This window comes from Streptomyces sp. NPDC007863, assembly GCF_040633895.1.
Taxonomy (GTDB): Bacteria; Actinomycetota; Actinomycetes; order Streptomycetales; family Streptomycetaceae; genus Streptomyces.
Window position 1 is genome coordinate 21,112 of sequence record NZ_JBEYEI010000023.1, and the last position, 13,986, is coordinate 35,097.

Sequence of the window (13,986 nt, forward strand, 5' to 3'; positions counted from 1 at the left end):
CGGGCTCAGCCCAGCAGGGCGTAGACGGCGGTCGCGTGGGCGGCCGGTTCGGCGGTGCCCTCGGCGGTCATCGTGATGTCGGCGAAGGCCATCCGCTTCCCCAGCTTGGTGAGGCGGGCGCGGACCAGGACGTCGGCGCCGAGGACCGCCCGCTGGAAGCTGGTGGACTGCTGGACGGTCGTCATCGGGACGAAGCCGCCGCGGGCCGCCGAGACGGCGATCACGGTGGCCGTGTCGGCCGCCGCCATCAGGGCCTGGCCGGAGATCCCGCCGCCCTCGCGCGCCAGCCGGTCGGACCAGGGCAGCCGCAGGACGGCCTCGTGGCCGTCGAGGGAGTCGACCCTGAGTCCCAGGTCCAGGACCCAGGGGGCGAAGTTGTCGGCGAGGATCTTCTCGGCCCCGGCGGGCGTCAGCGGCGGGGTGCCGGGCAGGGTCACGGCGTCGGTGTGCGTCACGGCGTCATTGTGCGGCCGCGGCCCGCGGCCGGGCAACGGAGCCGTGGCGCGGCCGGTAGCCGGGCAGTGAGCGGCCCAGCTGCCGCAGGGCGTAGTGCGAGCGGGACTTGACCGTGCCGGCCGGGATCCCGAGGGAGGCGGCGGCCTCGTTGACGGTGAGCCCGTCGAAGTAGAGCCGGACGAGGACCGCCCGGTGCTCGGGGCTCAGGCCGCGTACCGCCGCCCGGACGTCCAGCGCCGCGTCGGCGGACTCGGTGGCGTCCGAGGGGTCGGGGGTCACCGCGAGCACCCCGTCGCCGATCTCGGCGGGGCGGGCGAGCCGGGAGCGGCGGGCGTCGATGGCGAGGCGGCGGGCCACGGTGAAGAGCCAGGGCCGCATCGAGGCGTAGGCGCCGCTGAACGCCTCGGGGTGGAGCCAGGCCCGGACCAGGGTCTCCTGGACGAGGTCCTCGGCGCGCTGGCGGTCCCCGTAGGTGAGCCCCAGGAGGAAGGAGAGCAGGGCGGGCCCGTGCTCCCGCTGGAGCTCCTGGAGCGTCCGCTCGTCGGTCGTCGCGGTCGCTGTCGCCGCCGTCGCCGTCGTCATGAGTGCCACCCTTCCCCGCCCGCTCAGCGGTTCGTCGTCCGCGCCGTATACGAACGCATCCGGGCGGAAGGGGACAGGGAGCGGACAACGGTCTGCGGCGAACGGTCGGAACGAGCGGCGAATGGCACGCCGAGCGGTCGAGCGGGGGCCGGGTGAGGGGCGTACGTCCGATTCGGTGGGGTTCGCGCTCCGCCCCGGCCACGTCCCTTGACGGAGGACCGCCCGAAGGGTGAATTCGGCAGAACACATGTTCTTCCTATGATCGGGGTGGCAGTCGTCATGACCGCAGGCACCAGACCCGCAGGCGCCCGACCCGTACGCGCCCGACTCGTCCGGGCCGGCTCCGCCGTCCTCGCCGGCTCCCTGCTCGCCGTCGTCGCCGCGTGCAGCCAGAACGGCACGGACGGCGGCGCCCCGCCGCCGGGCGGCTCACCCGGCGGCTCCACCGCCCCCCGCCCGGCCGCCCCGGCCCCGAAGCCGGCCGGCTTCACCCTGGTGGCCTCCGGCGACGTCCTCCCGCACGACTCGATCATCCGCCGGGCCGCCGCGGACGCGGGCGACGGCGGCTACGACTTCCGCCCCATGCTCGCCGGCGCGAAACCGGTCGTCTCCCGTGCCGACCTGGCCATCTGCCACATGGAGACCGTGTACGGGAAGGCCGGCGGGCCCTACACCGGCTACCCCGCCTTCAAGTCCCCGCCCGAGATCGCCGCCGCCCTCGGGGCCACCGGCTACGACTCCTGCTCCACGGCCTCCAACCACACCCTCGACGACGGCGCCGCCGGTCTCGGCCGCACCCTCGACGCCCTCGACGCGGCCGGCGTCAAGCACGCCGGCTCGGCCCGCACCGCCGCCGAGGCCGCCCGCCCCACCCTCCTCAAGGCCGGCGGCGCCACCGTCGCCCAGCTCGCCTACACCTACGACACCAACGGCTACCCGCTCCCCGAGGGGAAGCCCTGGGCGGTGAACCTGCTCGACGAGTCCAGGGTGATCGCCGACGCCCGCGCGGCCCGGGCGGCCGGCGCCGACGTCGTCGTGGTCAGCGTCCACTGGGGCACCGAGTGGCAGACCGAGCCCGACGAGCGCCAGCTCTCCCTCGCCCGCGCGCTCACCGCCTCCGCCACCGGGGGCCGCCCCGACATCGACCTGATCCTCGGCACGCACGCGCACGTGCCGCAGGCGTACGAGAAGGTCAACGGCACCTGGGTGATCTACGGCATGGGTGACCAGATCGCCGGCGACATGATCAACCACCAGGGCGCCTTCGACCCGCGCGGCAACCAGAGCAGCATCGGCCGCTTCACCTTCGCCCCGCCGAAGAAGCCCGGCGCCCGCTGGGAGGTCACCAAGGCCGAGTTCCTGCCCCAGTGGTTCGACACCGGCCGCGGCCGGATCGTGAACCTCGGCGCCGCCGACGGCTCCGACCCCCGCCACCCCGGCATCCGCGAGACGATCCGCCAGGTCGTCCTGGGCCGGGGCGCCGACAAGGACGGCCTCACCCTGGGCAAGTGACCCCGTCGGCCGGTCAGGGCACCACCGTGACCGGCCAGCGGCCCGCCTTCACCAGCCGCACCGCCACCGAGCCGACGAAGCGGTGCCCGGCCGACTCCGAGACGCCCACCACCACGGCGTCCGCCTTCAGCTCCTCCGCCGCCCGCACGAGTCCCGTGTACGCGTCGCCCTTGAAGGTGCGGAACTCCCACCGGACCTGCCACAGGTCCTTCACACGCTCGGCCGACGTCCGGATCTCCTCGACGAGCCCCTCCGCGATCTCCTCGGTGGTCCCGGTCACCGGCGCCCCCAGCGAGGCGCCGGCCGCCATCACCGGCTGGACGTAGACGAGCGCGAGGAGCGCGTTCTGCCTGCGGGCGAGCCCCGCCGCGTACGCCGTCGCGCGCAGCGAGGAGGCCGAGCCGTCGACCCCCGCCATGATCACCTTGGGGCCGTCGGTGCCCCGTTCGAACCGGTGGGGCTGGTGTTCGCTCACCCTTCGAGGGTATCGGCCCATCGGGTGCATTCGACGGGCGGCCCGGTGTCGGTGAGGGGCACGGGACCCTCCCCGGACGAACCATTGGTCATGAAAAACGATCAGCTGCCCACCGGTCGGAGGTCGGTACTGCGCCTGGCCGCCGCCCTCGGCGTCACCGTCACCGCCGGGGCACTCGCCGTCGACCGGCTCGGAGCCCTCGACGACACCGCGGCCCCGTCCCCGGGCGGCCGCGGCGCCGCGGGACCGCCGGCCGCCGCGCCCCGGCTGCGCCCCTCCGCGTACCGGCTCCAGCCCATGACCGCGTACGCCCCCGCCGTCCGCCCCCGCGCGCTGCCGCCGGTCCGCAGGAGGCCCTTCCTCTCGCTGAGCGACGTCGGCCGCTCCATGGTCCTCACCTTCGACGACGGCCCCGACCCCCGCTACACCCCGGCCATCCTGGAGACCCTGCGCCGCCACGGCTGCCGGGCGATGTTCTTCGTCTGCGGCGAGATGGCGGTGGAGAACCAGGACCTGCTGCGCGAGATGGCCGACGACGGGCACGTGGTCGGCAACCACTCCTGGTCGCACCCGCTCGTGCCGAAGCTCCGGCCCTCCCGCATCCGGGACGAACTCGGCTCCACCAGCGAGGTGGTGGAGCGCGCCCTCGGCACCGCGCCGGTCTGGTACCGGGCCCCGTACGGCGCCTGGAACCGGCACTCCTTCGAGATCGGCGCCGAGCTGGGCATGGAGCCGCTCGCCTGGACCGTGGACACCCTCGACTGGAAGGAGCCCGGCAGCGACACCATCGTCCACCGGGTCCTCGACGGCGCCGGACCCGGCGTGATCGTCCTCTCGCACGACGCCGGCGGGAACCGCTCGCAGAGCGTCACGGCACTGCGCCGCTATCTGCCCGAGCTCCTCGACGCCGGGTACACCCTCACCGTGCCCCGGCGCTGACCGGGCGTCACGCGGAGCGGGGCCCCGGGGAGTTCCCCGGGGCCCCGCGCACGCGCGCGTGCGTCAGCGGGAGCCGACCATCCGCGCGTAGACGACCACGTTCCCGTCGTATCCGTGGGCGCGGGTGTAGCCGCCGCCGCAGGTGATCACGCGGAGCTCCGGGTGGCCGGTGTCCCCGTACACCTGGGGGCCGGGGAATTCCTGCTTGGAGTAGACCTCGACGCCGTAGATCTCGAAGACCGCCACCCGTCCGTCGTACCGCTCGACCTCGACGTGCTGCCCCTTCTCCAGGGAGCCGAGGCCGTAGAAGACCGCCGGGCCGCTGTTGTTGTCGACGTGCCCGACGATCACGGCGGTGCCGCGCTGGCCGGGCGCGATGCCGTTCTGGTACCAGCCGGCGAGGTTGGCGTCCTGCGGGGGAGGGGCCGCCACCCAGCCCTCCGCGTCGAGCCCCACGTCCATCACCGGGGCCGCGACGTCGATCGCCGGGATGCGGACCCGCGAGGCGGGCGCGAAGGGCAGCGCCTGGACGCCCGCCGAGGCCTCGGCGGGCGGGGCGACGACCGGACGCGCCACCGGACGGGCCGCGGCGGCCGGCTGCGGGGGGCCGCCGGCGATGTCCACGCCGTTGCGCATCATCGCGATCCCGGACAGCATGGCGAGGGCCAGGACGCCCCAGGGGTGTCGTCTCCTGCGCTCAGGGACGCGGAAGTCCTTCGGGGGCATGGTTCTCCCTTCGTGGCGACGTGTGAACGGTAAGGGCGACCGGGCGCCCCCGCGCTCCGGGCGGCCCGAACGGGTAGCCCCCGCCGCCGTACGGGTGGCGACGCGCCGGAGGAGGACCGCGCGGTGGCCGACCCTCCGTCAGAAACCCGTCGGGCGACGGCTCTCGGGCCCCACTGGTCGGCTCGGGTGACAGACCGCTGATCCATCCGAGTACTCGTCGGACAATCGTTTCGCGCGCCCCTGACCTGCGATTGTGCCCTTCCGGGCAACTCGATCGGCGGCATAGGCCCTCACCGGACCGGCCCAGTGCCGAGGTGCAGGGCGGTGCCCGAGTTGTGATGGTTCGTCATGGAAGGCGTACTCGTCGAATCTCCCGGAGCACCGCTTCGGGGCGTCTTCCACTGGAGGTTCAACCATGCGTGCTGCACGCACTCTGGCGGTGACCGCCACCGCGTTCGCGGCGGTCGGCCTGGCCGCGCCCCTCGCCGTCGCCACCAACGGTCCCAGCAATGTCCAGGTCAGCCCCTACGACGTCCACGCGGGGTCCACGATCACGATCACCGCCAAGGGGTGCGGCCACGGTGGCACCGTCACGTCCAACGCCTTCCCGGAGACCAACCTCTCGGTCAACTCCAACGGCCTGTCCAGCGCCATCGCCCGCGTCTACAACAACGCGACGCCCGGCAACTACAACCTCGCCGTCAAGTGCAGCGACAACTCCCGTGTCGTCACGCACCCGTTCCGCGTCCTCGCGGGCCGCGGCGCCCAGGGCGGTCTCGGCGGTTCGCTGGCGCCCAGCTCCACCGAGATGGCCATCGGCGGCAGCCTGGTCGCCGCTGCCGCGCTCGGCGGCGGTGTCTTCGTCCTCCGCCGTCGCCGCATGACCGGCACGAGCGCCTGACCGGCCGAACCTCCCGGTCGGCCGACCGTGCCCGCCGCCCCCGCGTTCCGGAAGGGACCCGGGGGCGGCGGGCTGTCCGGCGCCGCCCCCGGGCCGGGGCTCAGTGCTTGCGCTCGCTCGTACGGCGCCGGATCGCGTACGCCGAACCGGCCGCCGCGACCAGCACCAGGGCCGTACCGGCCGCCAGCGTGCCCGGCCCGACGGCGCTCTGCGAGCCGCCGAGGCCGCCCTGCACCCCGCGCGGGGTGAGCAGCACCGTCGAGCGGGCGGTGGGCGAGAGCGTGGCGAGACCGCTGATGGTCAGGTCCACGGTGTCCTGCACTCCGCCCGAGCAGTTGAACGCCACCGTGTACACGGCGCCGCGCTTGGCGTCCGCGTCCACGGTGGCGGTCACCGACGACCCGGGGGCGATCTGGACGGTGTCGAAGACGCCCGCGGTCGCCGTCGCCGTGCTGGAGCAGCCGGGGGCGCTGAGCGTCACCTGGCCGCCGGGGGAGACGAGCGAGGGGGAGACGACGAAATCGCCCGGGGCCTTCGCGCCCCGCACCCGCGGGTTCGGCGCGGGCGCGCCGTCGGCCGCGAAGGCGACGGTGACGGGGGCGGCCAGGGCGAGGGCGGCCGCCCCAAGGAGGGCGGTGGACGCGGCTCGTATCGCGCGCATGGTGATTCCTCCGGGTACCGAGGGCCGGCCGCGGCGGATTGGCCGCATGGAGCCTGCGTGCACCTCGTTGCCCGAAACGCTAGGAGCGCACTACCACAGCCGCGATCCCAGACGTGCGAATGGGGCACGGATGTCCCCCGGGCGGCCCAGCCCCGCCCCTTCGGTCAGCCGGTGACCTGCGGGAACAGCTCGGTGAACGGCGCGGCGGAATCGGCCAGGCCGCGGCCGTACGGCGCGTCGAAGTCCCAGATGAGGAAGAGCAGGAAGGCGATCAGCGCGCTGTAGAGGCCCGCGAGCAGCAGCTCGCGCCCGGTGCGCCGGATCTGGAGGGTGAAGATCAGCCCCACCGAGACCAGGGCGCCGATGATGAGGCCGAACCAGACGACCCCCGGCATGGTGTCCCCGGCGCTCTGGCCGCGGGCGCCGCGGGCGTCGTCGGCGACCATCGCCTGGTCGACCAGCGGCTGGTAGGCCTGCCCCTCGAAGTCGTTCGCCGGCTGGTAGTCGGTGACGCTCCGGCGGACCTTCTGGAGCAGGGCGTCGCCCTCCGGCGTCGTACCGCCCTGCGCGGCCTGCCGCTCGAACTCCTCGTCGACGACGTAGGTCACGTACGCGTCGACGTCGGCGCGGATCTGTGTGCGGTCCATCACCGGGTAGACCTCGACGCGTTCGGAGATCTCGTGCATGGCCTGCGCCTCCTGCCGCGCCACTTCCTGGGCGGCGCCGCGCGCCTCCCACACGCCGGCGATGGCGAGGCCGAGGACGATCGCGTAGATCACGCCGATCATCATCGTCATGTACTCGATGACGTCGGGGGTCTCGCTGGGGTCGTCGTCCGCGGGGATCCGCCGGTGGTTGATGACGACGATGGCCAGGACGACGGCGCAGGCCGCCGCCATCGCCAGGGTCAGGACGAGCCATTCGGACATGGGTGTTCGGTCTTCCTCACGGGAGTCGGGTTCGGGGTCGTGGTGCGGGGGTGCTGCGGCCGGGGCCGGATCAGCGGGAGGAGCGCGGGCGCAGGATCGCGGTGGCGAGGACGGCGGGCGCGGTGATGAGGAGCATCGTGGTGACGGGTGACGCGGTGCTCTTGGGCTGGGGCCTGCTGGTCCGCTGGTAGTGCGGCAGCGCGGCGGGGGGTGCGGCGGCCGGGCGCGGCGCCGCCGTGCGGGCGGGCGGCGGGGCCGGAGGCGCGGGGGCCGGCGGTGCCTCGGGCGCCGGGGTGGCGGGCGCGGGGGAGGGCGACGGCGGGTCGGGGGCCGGCCGCGGTGCCGGGGTGGTGGCGGGCGGCCGTGCGGGGGACGGAGGAGGCGGGAGCAGCGGCGCGGGCACCGGCTCGATGGACGGCGGCTTGGGCGCGGGCCGTACGGGCGGCCTGGGCGGCACCGACTGCTGCGGCGGCTCGGGCGGGGTGGGCGGCTTCGGCTCGGGCGGCTTCGGAGGCTTGGTCGGCTTGGGCGGCTTGGTCGGTTTCGGCGGCGGTGAGCACGCGTCCGGGCCGACGACCGCCACCGAGGTGTGCGAGCCGTTCGGCCCGACGGTGGCGTAGGCGCAGGAGTCGGCGGCCGCCGGCGCGGGCGAGGCGAGCAGCCACACCAGGCCGGCGGCCGCCAGCGACCGCGTGAGAGGTGATCCGTACAGAGACACGCCGACGAGCTTGAACACACGGACGGCGAACCGGGGGCCGAATCCGCTCTGATTCCCCGGATGGTGGGGATCTTGGGATGCACCGGTTTGACGTTTTGCCGCGGACTGCCCGATCCGGAGCAAGGATCAGGGCCGTCGGAGCAGGTGTGGAGGGGGCGTGCGCCGGGGCATGAAATGGCCGACGGAAGCCGTCGACGGCCCCCGTGGGAAGAACTGTCCGGTTGTCGCCCTGCCCTGAATCCGGTTCCGGCGGTAAGGCGGCCGGCGGCGGCCCGGTGCCGGGAAGCCGACCGCCGAGGTGCGGAGGGGTGTGGGGGTGCGCAACGGGCCCCCGACGGCGGGCCGGAGAGCCGTCGCACGACCATATGCACGTGAATTTGCACGACCTGAAGGCGTGAACTCTTCGTTCCGCACGCACGTGCCAAAGGCGTGTGACCAAGAACGGACCGCGAATTTCCGTTTCTACTCGCTCTCTCGGCGGGCGATCAGTAGCCTCACCTCGAACACGGCCGCGAACACCGGGCCGCATCCCCCATGGCGACTTGTTGGAGACATTGATGGAGCGTCCCGCCTGGGCTCCGCCGGGTATCGACATTTCGGTACCGAGCGTGTCCCGTATGTACGACTTCTATCTGGGCGGCTCGCACAATTTCGAAGTCGACCGGGAAGCGGCCCGCAAGGCCATGGAGTTCCTGCCGGGCCTCCCCAAGATCATGCAGGCGAACCGGGCGTTCATGCGCCGCGCCGTCCGCTTCGCCGTCGAGGGCGGCGTCACCCAGTTCCTCGACATCGGCTCCGGGATACCGACCTTCGGCAACGTGCACGAGGTCGCGCAGGCCGCCGACCCCGCCGCCCGGATCGTCTACGTCGACCACGACCCCGTCGCCGTGGCGCACAGCAGGGCCGTCCTGGAGGGCGTCGACGGCGCCGCCGTCGTCCCCGCCGACCTCCGCAAGCCGGCCGACATCCTCCACAGCCCCGAGCTCACCGGCCTGCTCGACCTCGACCGGCCGGTGGCCCTGCTCCTCGTCGCCGTCCTGCACTTCCTGGAGGACGCCGACCGGCCGCACGAGGCCGTCGCCGAACTCCTCGACGCCCTCGCCCCCGGCAGCCTCCTGGTCGTCACCCACGCCTCGTACGAGGGCATCCCCGTCGACGAGGAACGGGCCAGCGGCACCGTCGACGTCTACCGCAGCACCCGCAGCCCGCTGGTGATGCGCTCCCGCGAGGAGATCGCCCGCTTCTTCGACGGCACCGAGACCGTCGAACCCGGCGTGGTCTCCATGCCGCTGTGGCGGCCGGACAGCCCGGCCGAGGAGGAGGATCCGTACGCCTTCTCCGGCTTCGCAGGTGTGGGGCGCAAGGCGTGAAGGTGCCGTCGCAGCCGTCCGGATCCGCCGCGGAAGCCGACGGCCCGGAGGACAGACTCAGGCGGTTCGTCACCATCTGGAGCCGGGCCATCTTCCCGGTGACCGCCACCTCCCTCACCCGCACCGAGTTCGAGGGCCATCTCCTCCCGCTCGCCCGCCTGCTGTGCGAGGCGCTGCTCGCCCGGCCCTTCGACACCGCCCCCGCCCAGCGGGCCGGCGCCGGCCTGGTCGACGCCCACTGCACCGACCCGGACGCCCTCGGCCGCAGCCTCGGCGTCGTCGACTCGTACCTCGTCCTCTACTGCGGTACGGACCCCGAGTTCGCCGCCGAGGAACTGCGGGCCCGCTGCGCCCGCCTCCAGCACGCCATGGCCACCGGCTACGCCCAGGCCCTGCGCGAGCGCACCCGTCTGGAGCAGGAGGCCATCGCCCGCTCCGCGCTCGCCGCCCGCAGCGCCGCCGAGATCGCCCTGCACGCCACCGAGAGCCGCTTCCGGGCCGTCTTCGACGGCGCCGCCATCGGCATCGGCATCGCCGACCTCGACGGCCGGATCGTCGAGATCAACGACACCATGACCCGCATGTTCGGCGGGGTCGAGGCGCACGTCCGCAGCCGCAACGTCAGCGAGTGGGTCCACCCCGAGGACGGCCCGCACGTCTGGCGGCTCTACGAGGAGCTGGTGCGCGGCGAACGCGAGCAGTACCGGGTGGAGAAGCCGTACTACCGCGGTGACGGCACCGTGCTGTGGACCAACCTCACCGTCTCCCTGCTCCGCGACGCCGAGGGCCGCCCCCAGTACCAGCTCGCCCTCATGGAGGACATCACCGAACGGCGCCTGCTCCACCTGCGCCTGCGGTACGAGGCCACCCACGACGCCCTCACCGGACTCCCCAACCGGACGCTCTTCTTCGAGCGCCTGGAGAAGGCCGTCGCCCCCGCCACGGGCGGCGACGACGCCCGCTTCGCCCTCTGCTACCTCGACCTCGACGGCTTCAAGGCCATCAACGACAGCCTCGGCCACTCCGTCGGCGACCGGCTCCTCGTCGAGGTCGCCGACCGGCTCCAGGCCTGCGCCACCGGCCCCGGCGAGATGGTCGCCCGGCTCGGCGGCGACGAGTTCGTCGCCCTCACCACCGGCACCGACGGCGAAGGGGACGCGGTCGCCCTCGCCGACCGCATCCTCGCCGCGCTCTCCACCCCCGTCGGCGTCGACGGACGCGAACTGACCGTGCGCGGCAGCCTCGGCGTCGTCGAGGGACCGGCCGGCGAGCGCACCGCCGCCGAGGTCCTGCGCAGCGCCGACATCACCATGTACCGGGCCAAGTCCGCGGGCGGCAACCGCTTCGAGCGCGCCGACCCCGAGGCCGACGCCCGCGCCATCACCCGGCACGGCCTCACCACCGCTCTGCCGACCGCCCTGGAACGCGGCGAGTTCTTCATCGAGTACCAGCCGCTCGTCCACCTCGACGACGGCAGCGTCCACGGTGCCGAGGCCCTCGTCCGCTGGAGCCACCCGCAGCACGGCGTCCTCGGCCCCGACCGCTTCATCCCGCTCGCCGAGGACACCGGGCTGATCGTCCCGCTCGGCCGCTGGGTCCTCCAGGAGGCCGTCCGGCAGGCGCGCTCCTGGGAGCTCGACAACCCCAGGTCCGGCAACCAGCTCCGCATCAACGTCAACCTGTCGCCGACACAGCTGCACCACCCCCGGCTCGTCGCCGACACCGTCGACGTCCTGGAGCGCGCCGGGCTCGCACCGGGCGCGCTCTGCCTGGAGGTCACCGAGTCCGCCCTGATCGGCGCCGACGAGGACCTCCTGAAGCCGCTGCGCCAACTCGCCGAGATGGGCGTCGACATCGCCCTCGACGACTTCGGCACCGGCTACTCCAACCTCGCCAACCTGCGCCGCCTCCCGGTGAGCGTCCTCAAGCTCGACCGCTCCTTCACCCGCGGCATGCAGCAGCACCCGGTGGACCCCGTCGACCTGAAGATCGTCGAAGGCATCGTCTCCCTCGCCCACAGCCTCGAACTCGCCGTCACCGTCGAGGGGGTGGAGACCGCCGCCCAGGCCGCGCGCCTCCGCGAGATCGGCTGCGACACCGCCCAGGGCTGGTACTACGCCCGCCCCGGCGCCCCGGACCGCATCCACTCCCTGGTCCTCGCCGACGCGGTGTGAGCACACGCGCGTGTGGGCCCGGAACTCCTGAGGACCGGGCCCACACGGGTGAAGCGCGAAGGGGGCGAGGAAAGCGAAGGGGCTATGTCATCAGGAGTATGAGAAGGAAGCCCCTTCATGGCCTCGCCCCGCACCGACCGTAACACTCAGGCCGGGACCAGGTCGCGCAGATTTTCCGGCGTGACGACCCGGGAACCCGGCGCGAGACCCTCGGGCCGGGCCAGACCGAGGTACGTCACCGGCTCCGCCGGCACCGCGCCCCCGGACCACTCCGAGACCTCCGCGCCCGACTGCCGTGCGAGCTCGACCAGATGACGGACCGTCACCGGATTCCGCTCGACCGCGCCCCGCAGCAGGAGTGCCAGCGAGACCCGGTGGTCCTCGACCCGGTTGTCCGACGGCGTGCCCCGCAGGCACAGGTGGAGCCAGTGCGCGTGCCACCGCCCCTCGTCGTCCCGCCGGAAGGCCACCGGCAGCGCCACCCGCCCCGGCCCGCGCAGCTCGGACTTCATCCGGACCGTGCGCGGCTCGAAGGGACGGCCGCCCCGCTCGCCCTCGCGGAGCATGTACCCGAAGAAGGACTCGGCCGTCTCCTCGAAGGTCTCGCCCGCGTACACGTGCACGTGCGGGACCACGAACGCGCCGCGCACGGCCCCGAGCCGCAGCTCGATGAACTCCGAGGCGCCGTCCGGGGCCTCGGTGATGTCCCCGGAGTGCCGGCCCTCCACCGTGGTCAGCTCCGTGTACGACAGCCAGGAGATCGTCGCGTACCGCTCGTCGAGGAGCAGCGCCGACAGGTCCAGGTCCGTCCTGCGCCGTGCCTCCTTCCAGTACATGAAGAACCGCAGCAGCTCGCCGTCGACCGGCGAGACGGAGCCGCGCGGCAGCACCCCGAACCCTCCCGTCGAGGCCCGGCCGCTCAGCGGCAGCGCCACGTCCAGGATCGCGGGGTCGACCAGCAGGCGCCCGGTCACGGGAAGCCGCCGCAGGGTCTCCCCGTCGAGCAGCGCGAGCAGCCGCCGCTGGACGGCCCTCGGCAGGTCGCGGCGGGTGTCCGCGGTCGCCCACGCGGTGCCGTTCCGGTTCACGAACAGGCGCCGGGGCGCGCCCGAGGCGTCGTGCCGGTTCTGCAGGTGCTCCCGCACCGACAGCACCACCCGGCCCGCCACCCGCGGCGCGGCGCGCTCCGCCGCGGCCAGCACCGCTTCCCGGCCGGCGTCGTCCGGCGCGGTGCGCAACAGCCGGTCCAGGGCCCGGAAGAGCCGCCCGGGCGCGGCCGCGGCCAGCAGCTCCGCCGCCCCCGGCGCGTCCTCGTCGGCGAGCAGCGCCTCGACCCGGGCGTCCAGGGACGGCGCCCGCAGCTCGCCGCGCGCCACCGCGAACACCCGGGCCGCGTGCGGCCACGCCGGGTGCTCGTGCGGGTGCAGTCGCTCGCCGAGCCGCTTCCACGCCTCCCGGTCCCGCCCCACGTCGGCCAGCTTCTCCGGCGCGGCCGCCACCACCGCGTCCAGGCCCGCGAGCAGGACCCGGCGCAGCGGCCGGGACAGGCCGCGGAAGCGGGTCCGCTCCCGCAGCGTCACGTCCCCGTCCGACAGCGCGCAGGCCAGCCGCAGCACGTCCGTGACGGTGTCGAGCAGCGGGGCGGCGCCGGCCCGCAGCCGGGCGGCGTTGACCACGGCCCGGTTCTCCCGGACCGGGATCTCCGCCGGCTGCGGCCCGTCCGCGCAGTGCGCGGCGAGCACCGACAGATCGGCCAGGTGCTCCTCGCCCAGCGGCGTCACGGAACCGGCCAGCGACACGTACAGCGCGCCGATCTCCTCCCCGAGGGGGCCGCCGAGGTGCAGCACGGTCAGCCGGTCACCGTCCGACGGGGTCAACTCCTCGTGCGCCGCGAGCAGTTCCTCGTACGAGTGCTGGTACCGGCCGTAGCCGGGCAGCGTCAGAAGGTTCAGGACCCCGGCGCTCGGCCGCGCCTCGACGGCCTCCCGGGCCTCGGGGTCGTCGAGCGCCTTCAGGACGCACGACAGCCAGAACTCCCCGGTGTCGGGGACGTTGTGGGGGAAGTCGATGAAGTACGCGTTGTGCCGGACGTGGTCGCCGACCCGCTCGCGGACCGCCTCCAGCGCCCGGCGGGCCAGCTCGACGACGGTCTCGGCGGACCGCCCGGACAACTCCCGCAGCAGCGGGTTCGCCAGGGCGAAGCCCGCCGTCCGCAGCGCGGCGTCGAACCGCAGGGCGGCGGCGGAGCCGTCCCCGGCGGGACCGGCGGGCAGGGGAAGCCGCAAGGTGTGCCGGACGAGCAGGCGTTCGAGAGCGTGGTCCATTCCGCGATGCTCGCAGCCCGCCCGACCGCCACGCACGCGGATTTCCGGCGGCTCCCCGGCCGGTCAGCCGGGCCGCGCTCGCCCCCAACGGCAGCAGTCCGCCCTTGCCGAACGCGAGCCCGGCCAGCAGATACAGGGGTATGGGCGAGAACCTCAGCCGCCCGGCCATCCGGCCCAGCAGGCCGAGACCGAGGATGATCGCTCCGAACTCGATGAGGA

The 13,986-nt window shown here is 74.1% G+C and carries 13 protein-coding genes; 5 read left to right on the forward strand and 8 right to left on the reverse strand.

The features are described from left to right. Positions 1–5: 5 nt before the first annotated feature. Positions 6–455 (reverse strand): PaaI family thioesterase, encoded by a 450-nt coding sequence (locus ABZ621_RS30755; protein WP_360609712.1) that lies wholly within the window; start codon positions 453–455, stop codon positions 6–8. A 4-nt stretch (positions 456–459) separates the two neighbouring features. Then, positions 460–1,038 carry a sigma-70 family RNA polymerase sigma factor gene (locus tag ABZ621_RS30760; protein WP_360609713.1) on the reverse strand — a complete coding sequence of 193 codons (579 nt, stop codon included), beginning with the start codon at positions 1,036–1,038 and terminating at the stop codon, positions 460–462. Positions 1,039–1,317: 279 nt separating this feature from the next. Here ABZ621_RS30760 and ABZ621_RS30765 point away from each other — a divergent pair, with 279 nt between their 5' ends. Then, positions 1,318–2,550, forward strand: a complete 1,233-nt coding sequence (locus ABZ621_RS30765) for a CapA family protein (RefSeq protein WP_360609714.1) — start codon at positions 1,318–1,320, stop codon at positions 2,548–2,550. Between the two features lie 13 nt (positions 2,551–2,563). On the opposite strand, the gene ABZ621_RS30770 is transcribed toward ABZ621_RS30765, so the two are convergent. After that, positions 2,564–3,025, reverse strand: a complete 462-nt coding sequence (locus tag ABZ621_RS30770; RefSeq protein WP_360609715.1) for a universal stress protein — start codon at positions 3,023–3,025, stop codon at positions 2,564–2,566. Positions 3,026–3,115: 90 nt separating this feature from the next. Here ABZ621_RS30770 and ABZ621_RS30775 point away from each other — a divergent pair, with 90 nt between their 5' ends. Continuing rightward, positions 3,116–3,964, forward strand: a complete 849-nt coding sequence (locus ABZ621_RS30775) for a polysaccharide deacetylase family protein (protein WP_360609716.1) — start codon at positions 3,116–3,118, stop codon at positions 3,962–3,964. 63 nt (positions 3,965–4,027) lie between these two features. On the opposite strand, the gene ABZ621_RS30780 is transcribed toward ABZ621_RS30775, so the two are convergent. Next, positions 4,028–4,690: a class F sortase gene (locus tag ABZ621_RS30780; protein WP_360609717.1), complete on the reverse strand. Its 663-nt coding sequence runs from the start codon at positions 4,688–4,690 to the stop codon at positions 4,028–4,030. Between the two features lie 415 nt (positions 4,691–5,105). Here ABZ621_RS30780 and ABZ621_RS30785 point away from each other — a divergent pair, with 415 nt between their 5' ends. Then, positions 5,106–5,591: a hypothetical protein gene (locus ABZ621_RS30785; protein WP_360609718.1), complete on the forward strand. Its 486-nt coding sequence runs from the start codon at positions 5,106–5,108 to the stop codon at positions 5,589–5,591. A gap of 100 nt (positions 5,592–5,691) precedes the next feature. Here the strand turns inward: ABZ621_RS30785 and ABZ621_RS30790 are convergent, their stop codons facing one another. The 3 genes from ABZ621_RS30790 to ABZ621_RS30800 all read right to left on the reverse strand — a co-directional run bounded on the left by ABZ621_RS30790 (position 5,692) and on the right by ABZ621_RS30800 (position 7,899). Next, entirely contained in the window at positions 5,692–6,252 is a 561-nt protein-coding gene (locus ABZ621_RS30790) for a hypothetical protein (protein ID WP_360609719.1), read from the reverse strand. 164 nt (positions 6,253–6,416) lie between these two features. Continuing rightward, on the reverse strand, positions 6,417–7,181 hold the full coding sequence (locus ABZ621_RS30795) for a hypothetical protein (protein ID WP_360609720.1): 765 nt from the start codon (positions 7,179–7,181) through the stop codon (positions 6,417–6,419). 70 nt (positions 7,182–7,251) lie between these two features. After that, positions 7,252–7,899 carry a hypothetical protein gene (locus tag ABZ621_RS30800; RefSeq protein WP_360609721.1) on the reverse strand — a complete coding sequence of 216 codons (648 nt, stop codon included), beginning with the start codon at positions 7,897–7,899 and terminating at the stop codon, positions 7,252–7,254. A 557-nt stretch (positions 7,900–8,456) separates the two neighbouring features. On the opposite strand from ABZ621_RS30800, the gene ABZ621_RS30805 reads away from it, so the two are divergent. Both ABZ621_RS30805 and ABZ621_RS30810 read left to right on the forward strand, forming a co-directional pair. Then, the gene (locus ABZ621_RS30805; RefSeq protein WP_360609722.1) at positions 8,457–9,269 is read left to right on the forward strand and encodes an SAM-dependent methyltransferase; all 813 of its coding nucleotides are present in this window, start codon (positions 8,457–8,459) and stop codon (positions 9,267–9,269) included. Continuing rightward, on the forward strand, positions 9,266–11,443 hold the full coding sequence (locus ABZ621_RS30810; RefSeq protein WP_360609723.1) for an EAL domain-containing protein: 2,178 nt from the start codon (positions 9,266–9,268) through the stop codon (positions 11,441–11,443). The genes ABZ621_RS30805 and ABZ621_RS30810 overlap by 4 nt, the downstream gene beginning before the upstream one ends. 146 nt (positions 11,444–11,589) lie before the next feature. Here ABZ621_RS30810 and ABZ621_RS30815 read toward each other — a convergent pair whose 3' ends face one another. After that, on the reverse strand, positions 11,590–13,767 hold the full coding sequence (locus tag ABZ621_RS30815) for a hypothetical protein (RefSeq protein ID WP_360609724.1): 2,178 nt from the start codon (positions 13,765–13,767) through the stop codon (positions 11,590–11,592). Positions 13,768–13,986: the final 219 nt, after the last annotated feature.